The sequence below is a fragment of the Micromonospora sp. NPDC049366 genome (assembly GCF_044466625.1).
Lineage (GTDB): Bacteria > Actinomycetota > Actinomycetes > Mycobacteriales > Micromonosporaceae > Micromonospora.
On sequence record NZ_JBITMV010000003.1, the window covers coordinates 1 to 23362 of the forward strand.

The 23362-nt window shown below is 71.4% G+C and carries 27 protein-coding genes and 2 pseudogenes; 6 read left to right on the forward strand and 23 right to left on the reverse strand.

Going from position 1 to position 23362, the window contains the following annotated elements:
* Positions 1-646 precede the first annotated feature (646 nt).
* The 12 genes and pseudogenes from ACIBTV_RS05980 to ACIBTV_RS06035 form a co-directional block, all read right to left on the reverse strand.
* Positions 647-1759 (reverse strand): annotated as a pseudogene (locus tag ACIBTV_RS05980) (LysM peptidoglycan-binding domain-containing protein); the annotation flags it as partial.
* Between the two features lie 14 nt (positions 1760-1773).
* A complete protein-coding gene (locus tag ACIBTV_RS05985) occupies positions 1774-2196 on the reverse strand; it encodes a pilus assembly protein TadG-related protein (protein WP_396702891.1) in 423 nt (140 codons plus the stop codon).
* Positions 2193-2672: a TadE/TadG family type IV pilus assembly protein gene (locus tag ACIBTV_RS05990; protein WP_396702893.1), complete on the reverse strand. Its 480-nt coding sequence runs from the start codon at positions 2670-2672 to the stop codon at positions 2193-2195. Before ACIBTV_RS05990 ends, ACIBTV_RS05985 begins: the two co-directional genes overlap by 4 nt.
* Complete coding sequence (locus ACIBTV_RS05995; RefSeq protein WP_396702895.1) at positions 2657-3100, reverse strand: TadE family protein; 444 nt, start codon at positions 3098-3100, stop codon at positions 2657-2659. The genes ACIBTV_RS05990 and ACIBTV_RS05995 overlap by 16 nt, the downstream gene beginning before the upstream one ends.
* A gap of 8 nt (positions 3101-3108) precedes the next feature.
* Positions 3109-3312 carry a hypothetical protein gene (locus ACIBTV_RS06000; protein WP_091593432.1) on the reverse strand — a complete coding sequence of 68 codons (204 nt, stop codon included), beginning with the start codon at positions 3310-3312 and terminating at the stop codon, positions 3109-3111.
* A gap of 26 nt (positions 3313-3338) precedes the next feature.
* Complete coding sequence (locus tag ACIBTV_RS06005) at positions 3339-4211, reverse strand: type II secretion system F family protein (RefSeq protein ID WP_396702897.1); 873 nt, start codon at positions 4209-4211, stop codon at positions 3339-3341.
* On the reverse strand, positions 4208-5110 hold the full coding sequence (locus tag ACIBTV_RS06010; RefSeq protein WP_396702899.1) for a type II secretion system F family protein: 903 nt from the start codon (positions 5108-5110) through the stop codon (positions 4208-4210). Before ACIBTV_RS06010 ends, ACIBTV_RS06005 begins: the two co-directional genes overlap by 4 nt.
* A gap of 4 nt (positions 5111-5114) precedes the next feature.
* Positions 5115-6638 carry a CpaF family protein gene (locus ACIBTV_RS06015; protein WP_396702901.1) on the reverse strand — a complete coding sequence of 508 codons (1524 nt, stop codon included), beginning with the start codon at positions 6636-6638 and terminating at the stop codon, positions 5115-5117.
* Positions 6628-7428 carry a MinD/ParA family protein gene (locus ACIBTV_RS06020; protein WP_396702903.1) on the reverse strand — a complete coding sequence of 267 codons (801 nt, stop codon included), beginning with the start codon at positions 7426-7428 and terminating at the stop codon, positions 6628-6630. Before ACIBTV_RS06020 ends, ACIBTV_RS06015 begins: the two co-directional genes overlap by 11 nt.
* Positions 7429-7430: 2 nt before the next feature.
* Positions 7431-8090, reverse strand: coding sequence for an SAF domain-containing protein (locus ACIBTV_RS06025; RefSeq protein ID WP_396702905.1), 660 nt, complete (start codon positions 8088-8090; stop codon positions 7431-7433).
* A gap of 37 nt (positions 8091-8127) precedes the next feature.
* On the reverse strand, positions 8128-9129 hold the full coding sequence (locus ACIBTV_RS06030; protein WP_396702907.1) for a hypothetical protein: 1002 nt from the start codon (positions 9127-9129) through the stop codon (positions 8128-8130).
* Entirely contained in the window at positions 9123-9641 is a 519-nt protein-coding gene (locus ACIBTV_RS06035) for a hypothetical protein (RefSeq protein ID WP_396703218.1), read from the reverse strand. Before ACIBTV_RS06035 ends, ACIBTV_RS06030 begins: the two co-directional genes overlap by 7 nt.
* A gap of 756 nt (positions 9642-10397) precedes the next feature.
* Here ACIBTV_RS06035 and ACIBTV_RS06040 point away from each other — a divergent pair.
* Positions 10398-11090, forward strand: coding sequence for a prepilin peptidase (locus tag ACIBTV_RS06040; RefSeq protein ID WP_396703220.1), 693 nt, complete (start codon positions 10398-10400; stop codon positions 11088-11090).
* A 52-nt stretch (positions 11091-11142) separates the two neighbouring features.
* On the opposite strand, the gene ACIBTV_RS06045 is transcribed toward ACIBTV_RS06040, so the two are convergent.
* Complete coding sequence (locus ACIBTV_RS06045) at positions 11143-11775, reverse strand: phosphatase PAP2 family protein (RefSeq protein ID WP_396702909.1); 633 nt, start codon at positions 11773-11775, stop codon at positions 11143-11145.
* A 242-nt stretch (positions 11776-12017) separates the two neighbouring features.
* Positions 12018-12482 carry a hypothetical protein gene (locus ACIBTV_RS06050; protein ID WP_396702911.1) on the reverse strand — a complete coding sequence of 155 codons (465 nt, stop codon included), beginning with the start codon at positions 12480-12482 and terminating at the stop codon, positions 12018-12020.
* A gap of 161 nt (positions 12483-12643) precedes the next feature.
* On the opposite strand from ACIBTV_RS06050, the gene ACIBTV_RS06055 reads away from it, so the two are divergent.
* Positions 12644-13783, forward strand: coding sequence for a low temperature requirement protein A (locus ACIBTV_RS06055; RefSeq protein WP_396702913.1), 1140 nt, complete (start codon positions 12644-12646; stop codon positions 13781-13783).
* Between the two features lie 57 nt (positions 13784-13840).
* Here the strand turns inward: ACIBTV_RS06055 and ACIBTV_RS06060 are convergent, their stop codons facing one another.
* On the reverse strand, positions 13841-14584 hold the full coding sequence (locus ACIBTV_RS06060; RefSeq protein WP_396702915.1) for a class I SAM-dependent DNA methyltransferase: 744 nt from the start codon (positions 14582-14584) through the stop codon (positions 13841-13843).
* Between the two features lie 268 nt (positions 14585-14852).
* Between ACIBTV_RS06060 and ACIBTV_RS06065 the strand changes: the two genes are divergently transcribed.
* Positions 14853-15608, forward strand: coding sequence for a hypothetical protein (locus ACIBTV_RS06065; protein ID WP_396702916.1), 756 nt, complete (start codon positions 14853-14855; stop codon positions 15606-15608).
* Positions 15609-15629: 21 nt separating this feature from the next.
* On the opposite strand, the gene ACIBTV_RS06070 is transcribed toward ACIBTV_RS06065, so the two are convergent.
* From ACIBTV_RS06070 to ACIBTV_RS06090, 5 genes and pseudogenes are all read right to left on the reverse strand, one after another.
* Positions 15630-16001, reverse strand: a complete 372-nt coding sequence (locus tag ACIBTV_RS06070) for a hypothetical protein (RefSeq protein ID WP_396702917.1) — start codon at positions 15999-16001, stop codon at positions 15630-15632.
* A 382-nt stretch (positions 16002-16383) separates the two neighbouring features.
* Entirely contained in the window at positions 16384-16785 is a 402-nt protein-coding gene (locus tag ACIBTV_RS06075) for a type II toxin-antitoxin system VapC family toxin (RefSeq protein ID WP_396702918.1), read from the reverse strand.
* On the reverse strand, positions 16782-17036 hold the full coding sequence (locus ACIBTV_RS06080) for a FitA-like ribbon-helix-helix domain-containing protein (RefSeq protein ID WP_018741842.1): 255 nt from the start codon (positions 17034-17036) through the stop codon (positions 16782-16784). Before ACIBTV_RS06080 ends, ACIBTV_RS06075 begins: the two co-directional genes overlap by 4 nt.
* Positions 17037-17221: 185 nt before the next feature.
* Complete coding sequence (locus ACIBTV_RS06085) at positions 17222-17530, reverse strand: hypothetical protein (protein ID WP_396702919.1); 309 nt, start codon at positions 17528-17530, stop codon at positions 17222-17224.
* Positions 17527-17838, reverse strand: a pseudogene (locus ACIBTV_RS06090) (hypothetical protein); the annotation flags it as partial. The pseudogene ACIBTV_RS06090 and the gene ACIBTV_RS06085, both read right to left, overlap by 4 nt.
* 552 nt (positions 17839-18390) lie before the next feature.
* On the opposite strand from ACIBTV_RS06090, the gene ACIBTV_RS06095 reads away from it, so the two are divergent.
* A complete protein-coding gene (locus ACIBTV_RS06095; protein ID WP_396702920.1) occupies positions 18391-19812 on the forward strand; it encodes a helix-turn-helix domain-containing protein in 1422 nt (473 codons plus the stop codon).
* Here the strand turns inward: ACIBTV_RS06095 and ACIBTV_RS06100 are convergent, their stop codons facing one another.
* The 3 genes from ACIBTV_RS06100 to ACIBTV_RS06110 all read right to left on the reverse strand — a co-directional run bounded on the left by ACIBTV_RS06100 (position 19813) and on the right by ACIBTV_RS06110 (position 21905).
* Positions 19813-20379: an NUDIX hydrolase gene (locus ACIBTV_RS06100; protein ID WP_396702921.1), complete on the reverse strand. Its 567-nt coding sequence runs from the start codon at positions 20377-20379 to the stop codon at positions 19813-19815.
* 432 nt (positions 20380-20811) lie between these two features.
* On the reverse strand, positions 20812-21615 hold the full coding sequence (locus ACIBTV_RS06105) for a P-loop ATPase, Sll1717 family (RefSeq protein ID WP_396702922.1): 804 nt from the start codon (positions 21613-21615) through the stop codon (positions 20812-20814).
* Positions 21603-21905 (reverse strand): hypothetical protein, encoded by a 303-nt coding sequence (locus tag ACIBTV_RS06110; protein WP_396702923.1) that lies wholly within the window; start codon positions 21903-21905, stop codon positions 21603-21605. Before ACIBTV_RS06110 ends, ACIBTV_RS06105 begins: the two co-directional genes overlap by 13 nt.
* A 181-nt stretch (positions 21906-22086) precedes the next feature.
* On the opposite strand from ACIBTV_RS06110, the gene ACIBTV_RS06115 reads away from it, so the two are divergent.
* On the forward strand, positions 22087-22602 hold the full coding sequence (locus tag ACIBTV_RS06115; RefSeq protein WP_396702924.1) for a phage integrase central domain-containing protein: 516 nt from the start codon (positions 22087-22089) through the stop codon (positions 22600-22602).
* Positions 22599-23327 (forward strand): tyrosine-type recombinase/integrase, encoded by a 729-nt coding sequence (locus tag ACIBTV_RS06120; protein WP_396702925.1) that lies wholly within the window; start codon positions 22599-22601, stop codon positions 23325-23327. Before ACIBTV_RS06115 ends, ACIBTV_RS06120 begins: the two co-directional genes overlap by 4 nt.
* The last annotated feature ends 35 nt before the right edge of the window (positions 23328-23362 follow it).

Consider the following 23362-nt stretch of genomic DNA (forward strand, 5'->3'; position numbering starts at 1 on the left):
AGACGGAGATCACCTGACCGCCCAGCAGGACTTCTGCTGTCCGCGAGAAGGGACTCAACTGTCCGTCAGCATGGATTTTTCAGTGTCCGCTAGCACCCGGTTCGGGGTAAGTCCGGATAGGTACGCAGCGCCTGTCAAGCTGCCCCAGATATGGGGCGGGCGGTGCCCGCCCGGAAGCCGGTAGGTGGGAAGGAGCGTCCCAAATCTGGGGCAGCTCGACAGCATCTGAGCTCACCTCCCGCCATCCGGGCGGGCGGACCTTGGTCGACACCCGGTTCCATGATGTCGCGGTGTCCGAAGCAGCCGGATACCGCGATATCACTGATACTGAGTGGATCACGTCCGGGTGTGGGCGACCCGGCTTGTGCCCCGGTCAGTCCCGGCGGTGCCGTCCGGCCGGCAGTTCCCGTGCCACTGCGTGAGCACGAGCCGCCTGTCCGCTCACCCCGGTTCGAGTGGCCCCGGCGCTGCCAGCGGTCCAGGCCACGCCACTGGTCCCGGCGGTATCAGTTGTTCCGGCGGTGCCAGCGGTCCCGGCGGTGCCAGCGGTCCGGGCGGTGCCAGCGGTCCTGGCCGCACCGGTTGTTCCGGCGATTGCAGCGCTTCTGGTCGTGCCAGCGGTTTGGGCGATCGCTGCCCGATTCGATCGGCGCTGGGCGGGGACGGTGCTCCGCCCGCCGGCGGTGGCCGCGCGGCGGCGCAACCCGAGCACCGCTCCGACCTGGGCTCCCACGATGCTCGCCACGGCGAGCACGGCCGATACGGCGAGCGGGCGGTTCACGCGGTCCGGGTCGCCGACCCGCGCCGCGCCGACCGTCACCGCGGGCTCCTCCCCGGCGGGCGCCTCGGCCACCGTCGGGTTGTCCTGGGGTGTCCGGGTGGCCGGCTGGGTCGGTGCGGGGCGCGCGTCGTGCCCGGAGCCGGCCTGCCCGGGCGCTGCCTGCCCGGGCGCTGCCTGCCCGGAGCCGGCCTGCCCGGGCGCTGCCTGCCCGGAGGCGGCCCGGTCGGGGGTCGGTGCGGGGCGCGTCGGCGTGGGGCGGGCCACGAGGCGACCGGTGGCGTGCGGCCGGACGCCACCGTCGACGGCCCGCTCGGGGAGCTTGAGCAGCTGCCCCGGGCGGATCCGGTCCGGGTCGGCGAGGTGGTTCAGGCGGGCCAGCTCGCGGTAGCCCGAGAACTCGTCCAGGTAGCGCTCGGCCACCGCGCCGAGGTAGTCGCCCTTCGCCACGCGGTAGACCGGCGTACCGGCGGGCGCCGCCAGCGCGGCCGGGCCGTTGAGCGCGGCCGGGACGTTGGTGATGGCCGGGACGTTGGTGATGGCGGGGGCTGAGGCGGCGTACGGCTGGGTGGTGACGGCCAGCGTCGCGGCGCTCGCGGCCGGGGCGGTGGCGACGATCAGCGCGACCGAACCGACCAGCACGGCGGCGGCCCGCTGCTGGCGGCTCATTCCGGGCAGGCGTGGTGCCGGTCGGCGCAGCACCTGGGCGCCCAGCTCCACCAGCACCGAGAACGTGAACGTGGCCCAACCGAACCAACCCACGATCGCGAGCGCCCGCAGGAAGAGTTGCCCGTCGTCGCGGCTGGTCAGGGTGGCCCCGATCTCGGCGACGGTGGGCAGGTGATCGGGCAGGGGGTTGCCGGCGAGGGCGAGCAGCGCCACCGGGGCGCCGGCCACCACCGCGCAGAGGACGACGAGCGCGCCGACCCCGGTGAGGACCCGTCCGGTGCGGCGGACGGCGGAGCGACCGGCTGCGGCCATGACTACCTTCCTTCCTACGGGGCGCCGGTGAGGGCGCGCGCGGTCGCCTCACCTGTGACGGTGACGGTGTCGGGAAAGCCGAACAGGCCGAGCATCGACCGGTGGTAGGTGACCTCGACCCGTACGCTGACCAGCGTCTCGCCGTCGACCACCGGGAAGCTGACCGTGTGGCCGGCGGTGTCGACGGCGGCGAGGTAGTCGGCGACCGCCGCGCGGGCCTGCGGCTGGTCGATTCGCTTCGGTCCGCCGGCGATGGCGGTGGCGCGGTCGATGGCCTGCCCGCCGGCCCGGGCCGCCTCGGCGGCGAGGTTGTCGGCGCGTTGCAGGGTACGGAGCTGACCGGCCCCGTCGAAGGAGAGCCCGATCAGGGCGAGCACCCCCACCATCGCCACCGCGAGGAAGATGCTCACCCGCCCGGCGTCGTGTGGGCCGCTCATCGACGGCTCCGGTAGCGGTCCAAAGGTGAGGTGAAGCTCGCCGAGACCTCGTTGGTCGTCAGCATCCCGGGCAGGACGGGCAGCCGCAGGTCCCGGTAGGACACCTGGCAGGTGACGAGCACGGTGACGGTGACCTCCTGTCCCGTGTCGCTGCCGAACGCCCGATCGAAGGTGGTGGGCTGGCCGTCCACCGAGCCGCTGAACTCGAGGTGGGCGCCGCCCTCGCAGTTCAGGCCACGCCAGTTCGCCTGCTTCTCGGCGGCCTCCTGGGCCGCGTCGCGGGCCCGGCCCGCGTTCCGCGAGATGGAGGCGGCGCGGGCGGCGTCGTGCGCGGCGACGTCCACGGCCTCGGCGGCCACCGCCGTACGACCGGCGACCCCGGCGAGCACCAGCAGCGCGATGAAGGCCGGCGCCAGGACGGCCACCTCGATCGAGACGGAACCGCGCGTCACGTCCCGCCTCACGGCGCCGTCCACCGCTCCACCGTCCCGTGCGCGGTCTGCTCGACCGGGAAACTCACCCCCGGTACGACCGACAGGGACGTGCCGCGCACCGTGCAGGTCACCTCCGCCAGGGTGGTCACGCAGGTCGGCCCGGACGACTTCCAGCCCACCAACCAGTCACCGGAGGCGGTGAGGAAGCGGGTGGCCCGACGTACCCCGGCGTCGTCGGGTGCCTCGTGCACCCGCTGCGCGTTCACCGCGCTCTGCGCGGCGTTCAGCGCGGTCGACCGGGCCACGAACCAGACCGCGACCTGGATCGAGGCGAACAGCAGCAGCAGGATGGCGGGCAGGGCGACGGCCAGTTCGACGGGGTTCGCGCCGCCGTCGCGTCCACCGACCGCCAGGCGGCGTCGGGCGGCCGTGACCACCCGACGCGCGCCTGACCGGAATCCTCGGCGCATCGCTGCCGCTACTTCGGGTCCTGGTGCTTCGGGATGTTGTCCATCCAGTCGTTGGCGCTGGCCAGCGCCGCCGCGGTGACCGCCATCGCGACCGCGACCAGCCCGAAGATGATCACGGCGGTCGGGACCGGGCTGTCGCCGCGTTCCCCGTCGCGGCGCAGCTCCGCGAGGCGCGCGGTCAGCGCGACGTGCAGGTAGGTGAGGAGGTGCATGGCGTACTCCCTTTGTCGGGTCGGCGTCAGAGACGGGCGATGAACGGGTAGATGGCGAAGCCGAGCAGGACGAAGACGAGGAGTGCGCCCGGGATGTCGAGGCGGCTGGTCACCCCCTCCGCCCGGGCGAGGTTGTCGGTGCGGATCTGGTCGCGCAGCGAGTCCGCCCGGCTGCGCAGGGTCTCGTGGACCTGCGCGCCCTCGCTGCCGGAGGAGCGCATGATGGCGCCCACGTCACCCAGCTCGGGGATGCCGATCCGGTCGGCCAGCTCGCGCAGCTCGTCCCACGGCGAGTGCATCTGCATCTGCGCGATCCGCAGCGCCTCGGAGATCCGGTCGAAGACCCAGCCGTCGCAGACCGCGGCGGCCCGCTCCAGTGACTGCACCGGCCCGTGCGCGGCGGAGAGCTGCAACGCCACCAGGTCCAGGTAGGTGCAGACGGCCGCCCGGAACTCGTCCCGCGCGGTGGCGGCCTTCGCCAACACCGAGCGGTGGGCGATCAGCGCGGCGAGCAGCGCCAGACCGAGGCTGGCGACCACCGGCACCACCACGGGCAGGTGGACGCCGAGGACGAAGAGCGAGCCGCAGACCACTGTCGGCGCGGCCAGCCCGATCAGCGCGGAGAGCAGCACCGACAGCGTGTACTGCTCGGGGGTCTGGTCGATCAGCGCGAGCTGCCGGTGCGGTGGCCGCAGCCAGCGCGACGCCCCGGTCAGCCACTCCAGCCGACGACCGGCGGCCCCGGCGAGCGGGCCGGTCCCCGCCGGCTGGTGCAGGCGACGCAGCGCCGGGCCGAGCGCCGGCGTGGCGGGCACCAGCTCGCGGACCACCAGGAACACGCCGAGTCCGACCGCGGCACCGCCCCCGACCGCGATCGCGAACTGCCAGTTGACGATCATGCGACGGCCTCCTCCGGGTCGGGCGCGGGCAGGAAGCGCGCCGGCCGCCGCGGTTGGCTCATCGACCGCACCCAGGCCAGCAGCCCGACGAACGCGGCACCGAGGGCGGCCATCACCACCTGGCCGGTGGGTGAGCCGTACGGGCGGATGTACTCGGTGTTGAGCAGCCCGTACGCGATGGTGGCGAGGGTCATCCCGGTGAGGAAGCGGACCGCGAAGCGAGGCTGGGTGCGTTTCGCCTCCACCTCCCGACGGGTGGCCACCTCGGCGGCCGCCGCGCCCGCGATCGAGCCGAGCACGTCGCCGAGGCGCTCGCCCCGGTCGGTGAGGTGCAGAATCAACGCCGCCACCACCTGGTCGGCGACCGGGTCGCCGATCTCGTCCGCGAACGCCAGCAGGGCCGAGCGGGCCAGCCAGCCGGCCTGGAGCCGGGCGGCGAGCAGCCGTACCTCCTCCTCGATCTCCTCCGGCGCGGTGCCGACCGTGCCGATGATCGACTGTTGCAGGCCCTGCCCGGTGGCGGAGACGTCCTTGAGCCGGCGCGTCCACTCGCCGACCGCCTCGATCCGGGCGATGGCCCGCTGCTCGGCGCGGCCCACGTTGAACAGCCACGGTGTGCCGGGCACCGCCACCGCCACCAGCAGGCCCACCACCGGAAGGCCGGTGAGCAGGAACGCGAGCGCCCCGGCCGCCGCCGCGCCGACCAGCAGGGCCTGGTGCGCGTGCCGTTCCCCCGGGGTGCTGCCCGACCCCTGCCACAGCCGGGCCAGACCGAGGCCCGCGCCGGGCCGGCGGCCGGGTGGCCGCCGGGTGCCGACCAGGGCCACGACCGCGAGGACCAGACCGGCCACGCAGGCGGCGCCGGACGCCACCGCGATCAGTTCGATGGTGTCGCGCATCGGGTCACCGCCGTCCCAGCCGGGTGTGCCGGGGCCGCCGCCACGCGCCGGTGCCAGCCTCGATCCACCGGGACAGCAGGCGGGCGTCGTAGCCGACCCGCAGCAGCTGATCGCGTACGCGTTCCGGCAGGTGCCGGGGGACCGCCCGCCCGTCGGGGCCCGGCGCGAAGACGGCAGTCGTGGTGATCCGCCCGTGCTCGCCGGCCCCGATGACCTCCTCGACGTGCGAGACGAACCGGTGCTTGCGTCCGCCGATCCCGGTCTCGTCCTCGACCGTCACGTAGACGATCAGGTCGAGCGCGTTGCCGGCCATCCGCCGCGCCTGGTCCACGGTCATCTCCCGGCCGTGCGCCAGCGCCAGCTCGACGATGCGTTCACCCACGCCGGCGGGCGTACGCGCGTGGATGGTGCACATCGAGCCGCGGCTGGTGGTCATCGCCTGGAGCATCGGGACGATCTCGCGGGACCGGACCTCGCCGACGATGATCCGCAGTACGCCCATCCGCAGCGAGACCGGGATCAGGTCGGCGATGGTCACCTCACCGGCCGGGCGACCGTCCAGGCCACGCTCGCCGTGCCCCTCCCGGGCCTCGAAGCTCATCACCGCCCGGTGGCGTTCGTGGCGGCGGGCCGGCAGCAGCTCCCGGCTCTCCTCCAGCAGCACGTACGGCTCGTCCGGCGGGATCTCGTTCATCAGCGCCCGGATGACGGTGGTCTTCCCCGCCCCCGCCAGGCCGGCGACCATGATGTTCAGCCCGGCTCGCATGGACGCGCGCAGGAAGTCCCGCAGCAGCGGGTCGATCATCTCGTCCAGGTCGCTGCGGGAACCGGCGATGTCGTCGAGGCCGACGTCGAGCGTGTTGTGCTTGCGGATCACCGCGTACGGGCGGTGGCTGACCAGGAACACCGCGGCCAGCCGACTGCCGTCGGGCAGTTGCAGGTCCAGGGTGGGCTTCGAGGTGGACAGGGAGCGTTCGGTCGCCCCGGCCCGCCGCGCCGCCGCCTGGAGGATCTCCACCAGCTCCGCGTCGCTGTCGGCGATCGGCTCCGCCCAGTCCACCCCACCGCCGTGCCGGGTGATGCGCACCTGGTCGCAGCCGAGGATGTGCACCTCCTCGATCGTGTCGTCGACCAGCAGGGTCTGGAGCCGGCCGAGGCCCACGAGCTCGGCGGTCACCTGGTCGAGTAGCAGCCGCTCCTCGCCGGCCGGCATCGGCGTGCCGGCCCGGCGGACGGAGTCCGCGTACTCGGCGACGACCGCCACGGCGAGCCGGGCCCGCTCGGTGTCCTCCTCGTCGGCGGTGAACTCCCGCCCGCGCTGCCAGAGGGTGAGCCGTTCGGTCAGCTCGCGGCGCAGCTCGCGTACGACGTGGAAGTCGACCCGGGGGCGGGGCGGCGGCTCGGTCCGCGTCGCGGTCGCCGCCGGCGCCGGCTGGTGCCGGCCGGTCGCCGGGGGCAGCGGCGGCGTGACGGACGTGGCGGTGGGGGGTTGCTGGCGCGGGTCGGCGGAGACGGGTTCAAAGCGCATCGGGCACCCCCTGCGCGACGGGCCAGGCCAGCCGCGCCCGGCGGCGGTCCAGCAGCGCGCCGACCGGCACCTCCAGGGCGCCGGCCGCGCGCATCAGCGGCCGTCGGGCGCGGACCGTGCCGCCCAGGGCGAGCACCCGCGCCGTACGCGGATCGTCGGGCAGCCGCCCGATCACCGGGAGTTTCAGCGCCCGGCTGATCTCGGCACGGCCGTGCCCGTTCCCGACCAGCAGCAGCCGCAGGGTGCCCGCCGGCACCCGGTGCTCGGCGAAGTCCCGCTCGATCGCCTTCACCGTGGCCTGCGCCCCGGACAGGTCGGGCAGCTCGGCGCGGCTCACCACCAGCACCACCGAGGCGGCGCGCAGCAGCGGCCAGGGCGGGTTGGCGACGTGCAGCCGGCCACAGTCGACGAGCACGTCGTACGGGGGTGTGCCGCGTTCCAGGCTGACGAAGAAGTCGGCGAACCGCTGCCACAGCGGCGTGACGCTGCCCGACTGGGTGGGGTCGACCACCCCGGGCAGCAGCAGCCGTTCCCGGCGGGGCGCGTCCAGGTCGACCAGCTGCGACCAGAACGCGGTCTCCAGGTTGCCGTCGCGCAGCTCACCGACGGCCAGCTCGCCGAGGCCGCGTGGGCCGTCGAGCGCGCCGCCGAGGAACCCGGCGAGGATCGACCCGCCGGCGGGGTCGCACTCGGCGAGCACCAGTCGCCGGTGCCAGGTCAGCGCGGCGGCCAGCGCGGCCGTGGTGACGCCCGGCGAGCCCTTCGCCGAGACCAGCGTGATGATCGCCATGCTCAGGCCGCCCCGGTCAGCACGACGGCGATCCGGTCCTGCGCGTTCAGGGCGACGACGGCGGGCACGTCCCGGACGGCGAGCGCCAGGTAGACCACGATCTCGTCGTCGTCCTTGGTGCTGCTGTCGATGACCGTGGCCTCGAATCGGGTGCCGGCGCCGGAGGCGGGCGCGTCGGCCTTGTCGTCCGGGGTGCTCACCAGCAGCAGCCGGTCGCCGGGGTGCAGCTTGCGGGCGGGCACTTCGGCGGCGTCCAGGCCGAGTGCCAGCTGTTGCTGGCCGGGGCCGAGCAGCGGGTCGTCGGTGAGCTGGGCCAGCGTGAGCAGGGTGCCGGGGGTCAGCGACACGGCGGCCCGCTTGCCGACGATCTCGCCGAGCCGGCCGGCCGGCACCGGCGCCAGCCCGGGCCCGCCGGAGACCTGCACCGGCACCAGATCGTCGGCGCTGAGCTGCCGGCCCACCTCCACCGGCCGAGCCACCGCCAGGTAGCTTCCGGTGGCCCGTACGGAGGTCACCGCGAACGCGGCGCCGAGCCCGCCGAGCGCGATGAGCAGCACGGCCAGGCCGAGCAGCCCGGGCCGGGTCCGGCGCTGCCGGACCACCTTGGGCGGGCTGACCGGCGCCTCCACCGGTCCCGTCCCGTTGCGCGTCGCCAGGCTCACCGGGCCACCGCCGTTCCGGTCCGCGGGTTTCTCGTGCTCATCGCGTCACCACCTGGAGTTCGTTGATCTGGATCTGGGCGGTCCCGCTGTCCCGGGTCACCGGGATCGGGGTGCCCTCCACGCCGTCGGCCCACCAGCGGACCGTCCAGTACGTCCGGGCGCTGACGCCGTAGGTGGCGGCCTTCGGGTAGCCCTTGTCGTAGCCGCAGGTCGGGGAGGTGCTGCCGGCGCGCGGCCCGTCCACCCGGTAGCGGGTTCCGGGGCCGTGGCAGGTGACCTCATCGCCGTTGCCCATCCGCCAGACGATGCGGTCGAAGCGGGCCTCGATCGACACGGTCAGCCCGCGCTCGGTCTCGGACTCGCGGATGACCGGCGACGCGCAGCCCGGGTTCTCCGCCGGGCAGCCGAAGAACTGCCGGCCCGGGCTGGCCCACATCCAGACCGGCAGCCCGACCAGGCCCGGGCCGGTCTCGCGTCGGGGTGCGACCGCGATCCGGGGCGGCTGGATGCCGATCCGGGCCAGCGCACGGCGGGCCAACTCGGCCGGGTCGGGTGGAGCGCCGTAGCCGGGTGGCGGCCCGTCGAGCAGCTCCGCGCGCATCGCCCCGAGGTCACCGCCGTTGCAGGTCAGCTGGTACCACTGCTTGCCCTCGGGGGTGCCGTCCCGCTGCGGCTGCTCCAGCTTGTAGTAGCAGCCGTCGCTGTTGTTGAACCAGCCCAGGAACTCGTCGTAGCACTTCACGGTGCGGCCGTTCCAGTGGCAGCCGCCACCGCCGCCCCCGCCGTCGCCGTTCCCACCGCCGTCGTCGCCGCCGTCCCCGCCGCCGCCGGGCGTGCCCGGGTCGTCGTCCCACACGCTGCAGTCGTGCTGCTCCGGAGGGCACTCGGCGCCCGGGTCGGCCCGGCCGGCGGCTGCCGGCCCGGCGGCGCCCGCCACCAGCAGCAGCACCAGACCGAGCCCGGCGAGCGCGGCCGCCCGGCGGGACGCCCCGGCCCGGGACGGACGGACCGGGGCGACCCTTCCTCCCCAGGTCAGCACGGCTGGTCCTGATGCGCCGCGCCGGTGCTGATCCGCCAGCGACCGTCGGGGTAACGGGTCGCGGTGGCGGTGGCCAGGTACCGCTTGCCGGCGCTGCCGGGCACCATCCGCAGGTCCTTCACATAGACCAGCCGGTAGCCGGTGGCGTCGAGGCAGTCCTGGATGTCCACGGTGGCCGGTACGGAGTCCAGGCTCACCGCCGTCACGCTGGGATCCGACTTCAGCGTCCCGGTACGCATCGCGCCGTGCTCCTTTGCCTCACGAATTGCTATTCGGACGCGGGTCAGCAGCGGATCCCCGAGGAATCGGGACAGTTCCGGCGCATGCGGATCACCTCGTCCGCCCGCCGTACGGGATGCGTCGAGATAGCCGGAATAGGCGTCCAGAGCGGCCTTTTCCGCGGCCCGTTCGTCGGTCGTCCGGTCCGCTGCGGAGGGGGCGGCGGGACGTTCCGGCGGTCGCACCGCCGCCTCCCGACCGGCTCCGCAGGCCGTCACGGATGTCAGCGCCATGGCCGTCAACAGGCAGGTTGCCGCTCGGCTGAGCTGCCGTCCTCGCACCGCCGTGCCTCCTCGGTGGCGACCGGCGGCCGGCCCTCTCGTCGGCCGCCGGGCATGCGGAAGCGCGCCCGAATGGTCACATCCGGAGCCGTGGGAACCGCTGCCGCATTTACCTTTACGGATCGTTTACCAATGCGAAGTTCGAGATCTTCCAATCAGGTCGATGAGTCTTGCGTCACACCCAAGGGGCGAGCATAGGCTGACGTTCGCCGATGCAACAGAGGCAATTCATGTGAACACTCTGCGTAATGACAGGTGGTGGTGGCCGGTGGCGGGGATGCACTTCGGCACGGTTGCGGCGCGGCGGGGCCGGGTGTCCCGTCGCGGGCCACGCGGTTCGGCACCGGCTCGGGCGCCGCGGGGCGGGGAGACGTGCACCGCTCGCGGCATCTGGCCCGATCCGTCCCCGGGCTTCCCCGGTGGTGTGCCGCCCCGACGCGGGTCGTCGGTCGGGCGGGCGGCGGCTCCGACGCGGTCCGGGTGGGCGGCCGGAGGGCCCGCGCCTGAGGTCCCTTTCCGCGCCATCCGCTACACCAGAGCGATCGTTAAGTTACGTTCCGTGTTCGCGTTCGACGGTTCCGGCTACCGCTCCGGGAGGTCGCCGTGGCGCTGACCGGCACGCCGCCCACCCCCGCCGGGCCCGTCCCGGGAGCGCCCCGCCCCGTCCACCCCACGGGTCGCGCCGGTGCGGCGCTCGCCGCGCTCGCGGTGGTGCCCCTGGTGCGGCTGGCGGTGCTGCGCAACGCCGTACCGTCGGGCGGGCCGCCGGCCGCCGGCTGCGGCGCGTGCGGCGCGTCGGTGAGCCTGCGCCGGGCGTGGCCCGCGCTCGCGCCCCCGGCGCGGTGCGGACGGTGCCGCGCCCGGGTCGGGGCGCCACCGTTCACGGTGGAGCTGGCCGTCCTCGGGGCCCTGGTGCTGCTGGTTCTGCTCCGCCCACCCACCGCCGAGTTGGTCGCCATTGCCTGGTGGCTCGGCTGGGCGGTGCCGCTCTGCTTCGTGGACGTGGCGGTGCACCGGCTGCCCGACCGGTTGACGGGTCCGGCGGCGGCCGGGACCTGGGTGCTGCTCGGGCTCGCCGCGATGACCGGCGCCGACGGTGGCCCCTGGCTGCGGGCCACCCTGGCCGGCGTCGGCCTGGCGCTCTTCTTCGCCGCGACCACCCTGCTGCTCGGGCGACGGGGCTTCGGGCTGGGCGACGCCAAGCTCGCGCTCGGCGCGGGGATGCTCCTCGGCTGGTACGGCTGGCCGCTCCTCGTCGCCGGCCTGCTGCTCGCGCTGGCGCTCTCCGCCCTGGTCAGCCTCGGGCTGTTGGTGGCCCGTCGGGTCCGCTGGTCCAGCCACCTGCCGTTCGGCCCGTTCCTCGTGCTCGGCACGGCCGCCGCGCTGCTGCTGACCCGTTGAGCCCGCGTCGAGGCGCTGAACCGGGATGCTGCCGGCCGACGCCGGCCCGGCGTCAGCGCCGGCCGGTGCCGCCCACCGCGTCCGGCAGCGGACGGTCCGTGCCGGCCCGCCGCCGCAGCACCTCGGCGGTCGGGCGGGCCAGCAGCGGGGTGACCAGCAGGACCATCAGCGTGCCGAGCAGCGCGCCGGCCGCCACGTCGTGCGGGTAGTGCACCCCGACGAAGGTGCGGGAGAAGGCGGCGAGCAGAGCCAACGGCACGGCGACCAGCCCCAGCCGGCGGGACAGCAGCAGGGTGGCGACGGCCAGCGCCGCGGCGATCGTGGCATGGTTGCTGGGGAAGGACCAGTCACCCGGCGGCGGGCAGGTGCCCGCGATGATCGGCTCGGCGAGCGTACGGCAGGGGCGGTCCTCGTCCACGATCGTCTTCAGCCACTCGCTGCACGCGTACGCCAGGACGACCGGCACCGGCGCGACCAGGGCGACCGCCCGTCGCCGCGGTGAGCCGCCGCGCAGCTGGAGGAGAGCCGCCGTCAGCAGGAGCACGCCGAGCAGCACGATCACGCCCTCGGTGAAGTGCCCGGCGAACCACCGCACCGGCTCCGGGGCGTGCGCGGCCACCCCGACGATGTCCTCGTACCAGTCCGCACTGATCTCGGGTACGCCGGTCGCGCCGATCTCCACCATGAATCACCTCGCCCGTTGTTCATACGCCGTTCACCCCGGGGAAGGGGTTTTGATCCCCCGAAGATCACCGTAGTGTGCGATGGTCGGGACGGGTCTTCGACCTCCGTCTCAGTGACCGCACAGCCGGATCACCGATCCGGAGACGTCGGGCGTACGGGAGGCTCGGCTACGCACCACCGCCGACCTGGACCGGCTCGCCGAGACGGAGCCGCTCTTCGCGAGCCGGGAAGCCCGCTGAGGGGTCACCCCACGCCGAGCCCGCCGGACATCTGCTGCCGGATCTCCGCCAGCTCCTCGAAGGCGTACGCCCAGTTGTGGCACTTGAAGCTGCGCAGCCCCTCGATCGACGTGTGGCAGTCGGCGCAGCTCACGCCGGGGATCGCGGCCGGCACCTCGGTGTTGACGTACTTGCGGTCGCCCAGGATCACCATCGCGATCATGGCGCGGTCGTGCACCCCGTCCAGGGCCGACGACACGATGTCGTACCAGGTCACCCGGCGGCCGCACTTCGGGCAGTCCGGCGCGTCGCCACTGACCCACAGCGGGGCGCCGATGCTGCGCGGCGGGATGCCGAGCAACTTCTCCAACCGCCGTACGTCCGCCTCCGGCGTGGTCCAGCGGTGCCGGCCGGGCAGCGCGGCGGGCGAGTCGTAGACGGCACGGAACAGCTCCGGTTCGACCTCGACGGTCTCCCGCTGACGGGTCATCGGCGTCCCCTCCTCGACGATCGTGCCCCCACCGTGGTGCCCGGTGGCAGGGGGTGCAGCCGGATCAACGACACGACCGGCCGCGGGGTCGTCATCGGCTTTCCGCCCGGCGCCCCGGCTCCCGGTGGTACGACATCGGCAGGACGACCCGAGGAGCGCGCATGGCGAGCAGGCCGGAGCGGCTGCTGCGTCGGCGCGAGGACCCGGCCAGCGCGACCTTCCTGGAGCTCTTCTTCGACCTGGCGTTCGTCCTCGTGCTCAGTCAACTGGCGAGCGCCCTCCTGGACGACCTGACCGGCACCGGTGCGCTGAAGACCGCCCTGCTGCTCGCCGCGACCTGGTGGATGTGGACGACCACCACCTGGTCCACCGACTGGTACACCCCGAACGCCCCCACCATGCGGTCCCTGGTGATCGCCGCGGCGCTGGCCACGCTGCTGATGGGGGCCGCCGTCCCGGCCGCGCTCGGCGGGCGGGCGCTGCTCTTCGCCATCCCGTACGTGGCGCTCCACGTCGGCCGGGTCGTGATCACCAGCCTCGTGCTGCGCCGCCACCCGCTCGGCCGGCGCAGCAAACGCATCCTGTTCTGGTACAGCATCAGCGGAACGCTCTGGGTGGCCGGTGCCGTCGTGCCGGCGGTACGCGTCCCGCTCTGGCTGACCGCGTTGGCCATCGACTACAGCGGCCCGAGCCTGGGCTGGCCCACGCCGCGGCTCGGCCCCGCCCACAGCGAGGAGTTGCAGCTCACCGGCGGCCACCTGTCCGAGCGGTTCCAGCAGGTCTTCATCATCGCGCTCGGCGAACTGGTCCTGTCGGCCGGCCTGACGTACGCCGACACGCCCATCGACCCGATGCGGACCGCCGCCTTCCTGCTGGTCTTCGCCACCGCCGTGCTGATCGGGTTGCTCTACACCGCGCCCGCCGGCCGGCACCTCGGCCCGGCCATCGACCGGGCCGACCCGTCCCGGCTCGCGCCGATCACGGCGTACCTGCACCTCGTGATGGTCGCCGGTCTGGTCGTCACCGCCGTCGGCGCGGAGCTGGTCATCACCCACCCCCTGCAGCCGGGTCCGGTGGCCGTCGTCGCAGCGGGGCCGACGCTCTTCCTGGCCGCCCGGGTGCTGCTCTCCCTCGCCATCTACCGGCGGCTCGCCTGGCCCCGGCTCGCCGCCGTCCCCGTCATGGCCGTCGCCACCATCCTGACCGTCGACCTGCCGCTCCTCGTGGGCAGCGCCACGGCCACCGCGATCCTTGGCCTGGTGGTCGTGCTCGACCGGGCGACGCTGTTCGGCGGAGGCTAGACGCCGACGTCGAGCTGCTCCACTCGCCGCCCGGCGCGGCTTCTCCCGCGCGGCCCGTCAGCCGTCGAGCGGCTTGCGCCAGACCGACACGTGGCTCTCGCTCTCCGACGTGAACGGCGCGCCGTGCCAATCCGCCACCCGCAGCTCCGGCACCAGGCCCGCGAGCCGGGCCATCAGGTCGCACTCAGCGGGCCAGATGTAGCGGAAGTTGCTGGCGCCGTAGCGCACACTGCCGTCGGCCAGCCGGGTGTAGTGGTGGGACGTCCCCTGCTGCGTGACCATGTCCAGGGTGTCGAAGCCGACGTGCCGGTCGGTCACGTCGAACGGCACCGCGGCCTGCCCCGGCGGGAACCGCCGGATGCCCGGCACCCACAGCTCGATCACGAACCGGCCGCCGGGCGCCAGGTGCCGGGCCGCGTTGCGGAAGCACTCCACCTGCTCGTCCTGCGTACGCAGGTTGCCGATGCTGTTGTAGACGAGATAGACCAGCGAGAACTCGCCGGGCACCGTGGTCGTCGCCATGTCACCGACGACGACCGGGATCTCCGCCGGGGACGCCTTGCGGCGCAGCTGGTCGACCATCGGCTGCGACAGCTCGATCCCGCACACCGGCACCCCTCGCGCGGCGAGCGGGACCGCCACCCGGCCCGTGCCGATCGCGAACTCCAGGGCGGGCCCGCCGTCCGCCAGCCGGGCGAGGAACTCCACGGCCGGGTCGAGCGTCGCGGGCGCGAACATCTCGGCGGACGCGTCGTCGTACCGCTGGGCGGTGTCCTCGTCCCACAGATCGCTGCTCGTCACGGTCCGAGCCTGCGCGATCGCCGCCACCCGTGCCACCGATTAACCCCGACGCGCTCGCCGTCGGTGAGAGCGGGGTGGCGGTGGACGCCGAGCCCCGGTGCCCGATCTGCGCCGGATGATCTTGTTCGCCGGTTGCCGCACCTCCGGGCCGCTCGACCACACTGCCCGGAGGATGCGGAATCCCCCGATCGCCGAGTGCCCGGGCACCAATCTGCGGCGAGACTCGTCGGGTGACACCTGCCCCTCACGGTCGACAATCCCGATCCCGATGACCACCTATCGACGGCGTGGGCACTGGAGACGCAGCCCCGGCGGTGGCCGGCACTGGGTCCAAACCCACTCGGTGACCCGCTCCGGCGCCTCCCGGCCGTCGCGGCAGACGTACGGCAGCCCGTACCGGCGCACGGTCACCGCGCGACCACGCGTGCCGCGGCCCCCACGGAGCTTCTCGGAACGCTGGCTGCGCCCGAACGCCCGCTGCCCCGTGTGCGGGGCGTCGGTCTTCTACTACTCCAACGAACACGGCAGCCGGGTCTTCTTCGACGAAGTGGGACCACCCTGGCCCAAGCACCCGTGCACCGACAACTCCGCGTACCGCGAGCGCTCGCCGATCTCACCCGGACGCAGCGCGCCGGCCCGCTACAGCCTCCTGAAGGGGAGAAGCCTGGCGCAGCGGTCGGCCTTCCTCGACGCGACGGCGAACAGCCGCCTCACCTGGGTCGGGCTGTCATACCGCGTCAACGCCTGGACGCCGTACGCCCTGCTGAAGCGGGACTTGGCGGACGGCGTGACCCGGCTGACCCTGCAGCGGCTCTACACGCTCCAACCCGCAACCGTGTGGACGGTGGCCGCCGAGGTGCCACTGGCAGTCGGCGACGTGGTGTTCGTGCAGGCGGGACAGCTGTCGTACTTCGACCTCGACCGCGGCGAGCCCGTCACCATGCCCGTCGAGCACGTCGGCACCGAGAGGGTGGGCGGGGTGCGCGAGCGCCTACGTGGCCTCTGGACCCGCCTGACCAGCTAGGTCCGCGCGTCCAACGGCCGCTCAGTCGGACTCGCCTGACCAGGATTGGTGCCAGGCCTCCAAGCGCCCAACTATCTGCTGGAGACCCGCCTCGAAAGCCTCGTCGTCGAGATCGCGTGCGCGACGGCGCGACCACAACTCATTCAGGTCGTCCTCGATGCCACCGAGCTCCATGAGCCGATCGGCGGAGGCGAGCGCGCTCCGAATCAGCTCGTCCGTGGTCCCGGATCGTACAGTCAGCTTGTCGCCGAGTATCGCGAGCCCGCAACGCGCCTCGGCGGCGATGCCGCGTCCGGCGGCCTCCACAGCCCGCAGTGTTCCCTCCGGGCCCAGGATGATCTCGGTGAACAGGCCTCGGAGCCGCGAGTTGCGCACGAGCAGTCCGTCCGTCATCGTCCGCCTTTCACTGGGCCGCTGTTCCAGCCCGGTCCGCGTAGTCGTACCGACAGGCGATGATCTCGACGTCGCCCTGTGGTGATCCGATACACCAGCCGTTGTTCGTGATCCGATCCGGCGAGACCAGAAGCCGGACAGCTCTCCTCGCAGGGGCTCCGGCGGGCTCTGCCGAGGTGCGGGAGGCCGCCGAGGTGGCTGTACTTCGCTCCTGGATGAACCAAGATCACGGCCAAGCGGGCCATGAAGGGCGGCTGAGCTGTGCAGGAGTGGGCCGGAGGTACCACCATGCGAACCACAGTGTGACGATTGTCGGTGAGCCGCTTCCACTCAGGATGGCCGGTCCAAGGACGTCAGGACGATGATCCTTGGGCGGCCGCCGTCAGGACGCGGCGAGCAGTCGGATCTCGCAGCGGATACCGCTCGCCTTGGCGAGCCGACCATCACCGGTCACGAGTGGGCAGGCCATCAACTCCGCCGCCGCGACGTAAGCCGCGTCGTACGCCGTGACATTGCCCCGCATCTGCCACATCCGGTCAACCAGCATCGCGACGCCAACCTCGTCGATGACCAACGAAGGCAGGGTGTCGATCGCCTCCTGAGCCCGGGCAAGGCCGAGCTTCCCACCGAGGACCTTGCCCCTGATCACGGACATGACCTCGACCAGAAGATGACTCGGCGCGGCCCAGTGCGGATCTCCGGTCAGTTCCGCCCGTGCCGCGTCCCCGACCGGCCCATCATCGACCAGAGCGTCGGCCAGAACCGACGCATCCACGACGATCACGCGGCGCTTCCCCGCGGTCCGCGCTGCTCCCGCTGGTCGTTCAACTCTGCGGCGCTCTCCCCCGGCAGAGAGCGAGCACCGTCGGATCGGCCGGCGAAGCGATCAAGGGCCGCCGTGTTGCGCAGCCGTCGAGCCTGCGTCTCCACCAGCTCCAGCAGGTATGCCTGGAGTGACTGCCCGCGCGCCCTGGCCTGGGCTGCCAGGGCGTCTCGCACTTCTTCCGGCACGTCCCGAATCTGGAGAGCAACCATGCATTCATTATGCATGCAGCGTCGCTCGCTCGCCAGGAAAGGCTCGGACCCTGGATCAACTGGTTCGCATGACGATTGTGGTACAGCCAAGAGCCGCAGGTCAGAGAAGTGTGTGGGCCGCCAGGGACTCGAACCCTGAACCTATGGATTGCCGGCGAGTCGGGCTTCTGCGGTGTGGTTCGAGGTCAACCGGCCTGCTCGGGTGCTTCTCGACCGGGTTCGGCTGGCACGGTTGCTGTACTTCGCTGCTGTACGGCTGGCGTCGGCGGAGCGGCTTCTCTGGTCCATCCGAGGAATCGGCGGTGTAGCACGCCGGCCGGCGTCCAGGGCATGTCCTCGGTGGCCTGGACGAGGTAGGAGCCGAGGTAGAGGGCCAGCGACATCGGGGCGTCGGCGTACTCCGCCCGTAGCTCCCGCTTGCGCGTGGGGCAGGGCCAGGGCAGGTCGCAGCCTCCGCAGCTCCAGATCGGCATGACCGGGCCGTGGGTGGTCACCGCACACCTTCCAGGAACCGGGCGGTGATCGTCCGGGCCTGCCGGCTGGTGGCCCAGTCCACCTGCCAGCACGGGTACGGCGTCAGCCGCGACCACCAGGCGCGGCAGCCGACGCACATGCCGTCGAGCCCTCGGACATGCACGGCCAGGATCGCGTGCTCCTGGTCGGCTTTCACGACGTCTCCTCTCCTGGCCAGTGGCCACGGTTGATGGGGATGCGGTGCCGGGCGCGGCAGGGCAGATCGGCGCCGCAGCGGCAGACCTGCCGCCACTTTCGCCAGCACCAGACCGGCCGGTGCCGCCGGGCAAGAGTGAGGGCCGTCGCGACCAGGTACTCCTCATACGAGACGTGCCGTCTGCTCGGAGTCGTCCGGCCGAACTCACCGGCCGCCATTCGGCTCACCGCCGCTCCGTCGGCACGTCCTGCGCCGGCTCGCGGTTGGGATGGGATCGCCGTAGCTGTGCTGCGTGGTCGAGCAACCGCTGTCGCGCCGCCGCGTGCTCGGCGTCCTGGTACCGCTGCCCTGTCCCCGGCGGTGATGGTCGCTCGTGCTGCCGGAGCAGCCACCCCAGCAACAGGTAAAGGTAGCCTCGGATCGTCACGAGCTTGCCCGCTTATGGAGAGTCGGGAAGGCGAACCCGACCGGGGCGTCAAAGCCGTAGACGGCGTCCAGCCCCATCACGTCCCGCAGGTCATCGGCGTCGAAGTCCATGCGGAGACGGTGCCGCCGACTCGAATGCGGCGGCCATGTCGACTGGTCATGTCACGGTGACATGAGCGGGCTCGCCTCGCCGGTACACCGACCGTAGGCTCCTGGCTGAGCACCATGGGTAGTCGCCTGACAACGCTGGGAGCCGTTGTGCTGCTCGATCATCTCCGGATACCCGACGACCTTTGGTCGCGCGAGGACATGCACGCGGTTCTGGCGGCCCGCGATATCGGTGCACTGTTCCGGCTGCTCGCCCGGCACACCGGCGCGAGCCAAACCCGCATCGGCGCGGCTGTGGGCCTGGAGCAGGGCTACGTCAGCCGGATCATCGCCGGCCGGCGGGTGACCTCAATCGACGTGTTGGAGCGGATCGCCAACGGCTGCGGCATGCCCGACCAGGCCCGGATGGCGCTGGGCCTGGCTCCTCGCCAACGGGCATATCGCCCGGACACGGCGGATCACCCCCGCAGCCGGCACAGTGATGCGCCGGCCAACCGGTCCTGGCGCGATGACGTCCGGGCCGCCGCGCAGCTATGGGAAGGCGACGTGAACCGTCGAGACATGCTTCGCCAGACAGTGTTCAGCTCCACCGCCTACACCCTGCCCGCCCTACGCTGGTTCACCGCCAACATGGCGCAACCGGTCGAGCAGGAGGGCCGCCGAACGGTCGGTCAACCCGACATCGACACCATCCGACAAATGACCGCCACCTATCGGCGACTCGACAACCAGTACGGCGGCGGGCACGCCCGCAACAACGTCACCCGTTTCCTTCACCACGAGGTCGCGCCGTTGTTGACCGAGGGCCGCTATGACCCGGCGACCGGTCGCAAGCTGCTCGCCGCCGTTGCCGAGCTGACCCAACTCGCCGGCTGGCAGGCGTACGACATGGCCGAGCATGGCCTCGCCCAGCGCTACCTCACCCATGCCCTTGACCTCGCCCGAACCGCCGACGACGCCGGCCTGGGCGCCGAGGTCCTCGCCGCGATGAGCCACCAAGCCACCTACCTCGGGCACACCGCCACCGGCGTCGACCTTGCCCGCGCCGCCCGGCAGACAGCACAGCGCGCCGGCCTCACCGTGCTGACTGCCGAAGCACTGGTCATGGAAGCCCACGCCCACGCCGTCGCCCGCCACGAACGCGACTGCTCCACCGCGCTCCACCAAGCAGAGCAGACCCTCGACCGGGCCGACCGCAGCAGCGACCCCCAGTGGCTCGGCTACTTCGACGAGGCGTACCTGTCAGCCAAGTTCGGCCACTGTTTCCACGCACTCGGTCAGCACCGCCGAGCCGAACGCTTCGCCGCTCGCTCGCTACAGATGGACGAACGCTACGTACGCGGCAAAGCCTTCAACCTCGCCCTCTTGGCGACTGTCCACGCCCGCCACGGCGAGCCGGAGCGCGCCAGCGCCATCGGCACGCAGGCCCTCGCCCTGACCACACAACTGCGGTCGGCTCGTGCCGTCCGTTACGTGCGCGATCTGCAAACCCATCTGACGCCCCACCGCCGCAGGCCAGCGGTACGGCAGTTCATCACCCGCGTTGACGCCGCATTCGGCCAACGCCGCTGACTACAGCTCGCCCCGCGCCTTGCGCGCCACCAGCTCCAACACCGCGATCACCGTACCAGCGCCCACGATCTCACCCTGGGAGACGAGATGCCGCGCCTCCTCCAGCGGAATCCAGGCGACCCGCTCGGTCTCGTTGACGTCCACCGGAGCGCCAATGTGCTCCGCGTTCCTGGCAAGGAACAGCAGGTTCTCCGCGTCCGCGGTCGCCACCCACGGCTGAAAGGACAGCAAGGGCTCAACTGCGCCCGGACGCCACCCGGTCTCCTCCTCGACCTCTCGGACCGCACACTCCGCCGGATCCTCGCCCTCATCGACGTAGCCACCCGGCAGCTCCCACACCCATCGGTCGAACACGAACCGGTGCCGCCGCATCAGCAACAGGCGCTCCTGGCCGTCAAGCACGGCAACCATGGCCGACCGGGGCGCCCGGATCACGTACTGCTCGAAGCGGATCCCATCCGGCAACTCGACATCCGCGATGCTCAACCGGGACCGGCGGCTGCCGTCCACAACCCGCTCACCATGAATCGTCCACCGCGTCAACCCGCTAACCTGCTCCTCCGTCACCCGGCCAGTATCCGACCAGCGCCACCGAGCCGCCGCCGCACGGCGTCCCGGCAACTCCGGTCCATGCGGAACGAACCCGCCGGGAGGTCGCATTGCTCCGTGGGCTCGTGTCGACCGATACCGCCTGCTGCCGTACCAGCCAGATCGCGGCACCAACGGCCGCGCAGAGGGCTGCTGACCAGCTGAAGAGTGGGCCGCCAGGGACTCGAACCCTGAATCCCTCTCGTGCAGAGTGGACCATCTCGAATCGGGCGGAGGGAACCCCTCACCTGGGCGATCTCTTCCGTTGCCTTACAGCGGTTGACATCTCTTGTTGGCGTCAGTTGTGCCCAGGTTGTGCCGGACGATCTTGGCGGTCCGCCGCCTGGGGTCTCCGTAGCTCCCTGCCCCTTACGATCTGGGCGCCCCTCATCCGGGAGCCAAAAAGTACGTCTATCCGGGAATATCCAAGGCCGGTCGAAATGCAGGATGAACTACAAAGCCCGTTACCTTACGGAGATTGCTTGGCAAGTCGGTAAAGGCGGGTTGATCATGATTGTAGATCGCAGGTTCGTCGTACTTCCCGGGAGTGACGATGCAGCCTATGAAACCGATGTTGTGCAACAAGCGAATGAGGGGCAGGTAGTTAACTGCCCAGTCGTCGGAGCTCGACCCCGACCAGAGAGGTTCGCTAAGCGGCGTCATCCATGCGGCACCTTGGAAGTCTTTTTCGACTGCCAGTAAGGCGCAAATGTCCAGTAGAGTGCACATTTCACTAGGGGTAAGCGTATTCTTGGCGCCCTTAAATACTCTCAAGACCTGATCAATGCCAGGGAATGTCGGCTTCCATTCATCTCGGAGAGCTAGGAGCCTATTGATCGAGTACGACGTCTCGGCGGACTTGATGGCCGGCCAAGTCAGCCGTTCTTTGCTGTTCGCGAGGGGAAAGCACTCGTTTAAGAAAGCGATAGCATCTCTCGGGCGCATTAACGTCCGATTGAGAATGTAATCCACCCCAGATCCACGGGTGTCATTTGTCCTAGGTAGAAGGTCGTCGACGCTAGCAACCCCCTCGACGCCATGACGCTTCGCCGCAACCGCCGCTCGGGCGTCCAACAGCTCCTTAAGGTCGCCCTTAGTCCAGGTCATCCGCGCGATCAGCGACCTGAATTTTTCTTCTTGACCGCCCGTTCGGCCGAAGTCCAAGGATTCGAAGATGTTCGTGCGAAGCGCTACTAAGATCTTCAGGTTCTGCACTTGTCCGGTCCGTGAAGCCATAGGTTCTGCGCAGCCTCTCGCATCAGCGCCGGCTCGTCGGGCCGCTGCAGAAGCACCAGCCGATAGGCCAGGTTGCGGACCCACACCGGCAAGAAGCCGTCTGCCACATGCGGGCACAGCTCATGCAACATGGCGAGGATGGAGCCGGCGTCGGCGAAGGTCAACTCTTCGACGAAGTAGTGCTCTCGGTGCTCGCCATCGCACTCTGGCTTAGGTCGGTACTCGTCTCCGTAGAGACACCGCGCGTGCTCAGTCAGGGTGCGGTGCATCCCCCGAGCCTACGACCCCATGATCCGCAAGGCACTACTTGGCGAGCCAAACCTGTCACCCATGTCCCGAGACTGTTCTGTCACGGAGGTCCTGAGACCCGGCAGCGAAGAGCGACCGCAAGGCACCTGCGCTACAACCCCGCCGACGTCCGGGCCTGGCTCGAAGATCAGGCGGCCTGACATGCCGATCGATGACCTGTGGTACCTCAGAAAACGCGACCCGGACACGAAGAAACTCATCCCGTCGAAGCGGCACGGCCGGGGAAAGCGTTGGCGAGTGCGCTACACCGACGCCGACAACAACGACCGCGAAAAGCTGTTCGACCTCAAGCGGGACGCGGAAGTGTTCGACGTGCAGTGCCGCGCAGGGGCAGCGCCTGAGGTTCGGGTCAAGCGGGAAGAGGCCCGGCTGACTTTCGGCGAGTACGCGCAGCGGTGGAGGGAATCGCGCGAATCCGGGTGGGCCACGGAGACACGGCGGCGCATCCCGCAGAACCTGCGAAAGCACCTCCTGCCCGTCTTCGGCGCAAAGGCAATCCGCTCCATCAACCTGACCGACGTGATGGGCTGGCTCAGCCGACTGCTCGACGACGGCACGCCGAAATCGTCGGTGAGCCTGTACTTCGGGCTGTTCAAGACCATCCTGAACGCTGCCGTCATCGACAAGGGATTCCCGACAACCCCTGCAACGGGGTGAAGCTCGCCCAGGTCCTGCGCGGCCTCTCGCGGGCACCGAAGTGGGTTCCCAGCGAGGACCAGGTGCTCAGGCTCACCGAGGTGGTGCCTCGCCGGTTCCGGGCGGCTATCTGGCTGGGGGCCGGTGAAGGGCTGCGCCTCGGTGAGGTCTTGGGGATGGAAGCCGGGCCCCGCTGCGCGGATTACGACCGCGGGGAGCTACACGTCGTCCAGCAGCTGCGGCATTCACCGGAGCACTTCGGCGGCTTCTACCTTGCGACCCCCAAGAGCGGATCCGCCGGGACGGTCGACTTGGACGCGGTGGTCGCCGAGGAACTGGCCGCACACGTCACCGAGGTCGGCCCGGTCGAGTTCGAGCTTCCCGACATCACCACGGGGGAGCGGCTGACCCGTCCGGTGGCGCTGCTGTTCACCTCTTCCCGGGGCAAGCTGCTGACCGACACCTACTGGTCCGAGCTGTGGGCGGACTGGCGCGAGGCTGCCGGCTGGCCGAAGGAAGGAACCTTCCACTCCCTGCGCCACTTCTTCGCCACGACGCTGATGAGCAACGGCGTCGAGCCCCAGGAGGTGCAGAACGCGCTACGGCACGCCAACCTGCGGATCACGCTGGAGACCTACGTGCACTGGCTACCGAAGAAGGACCGGCCGCGCGGCCTGGTCGGTGGTCTCCTGCGCCGGGCAGAGGGCACGCGGCGAGAAGCCGCCGCCGACCAAGATTGGACCTGAGTTGTGCCCAGGTTGTGCCGGATGATCTTTGTTTG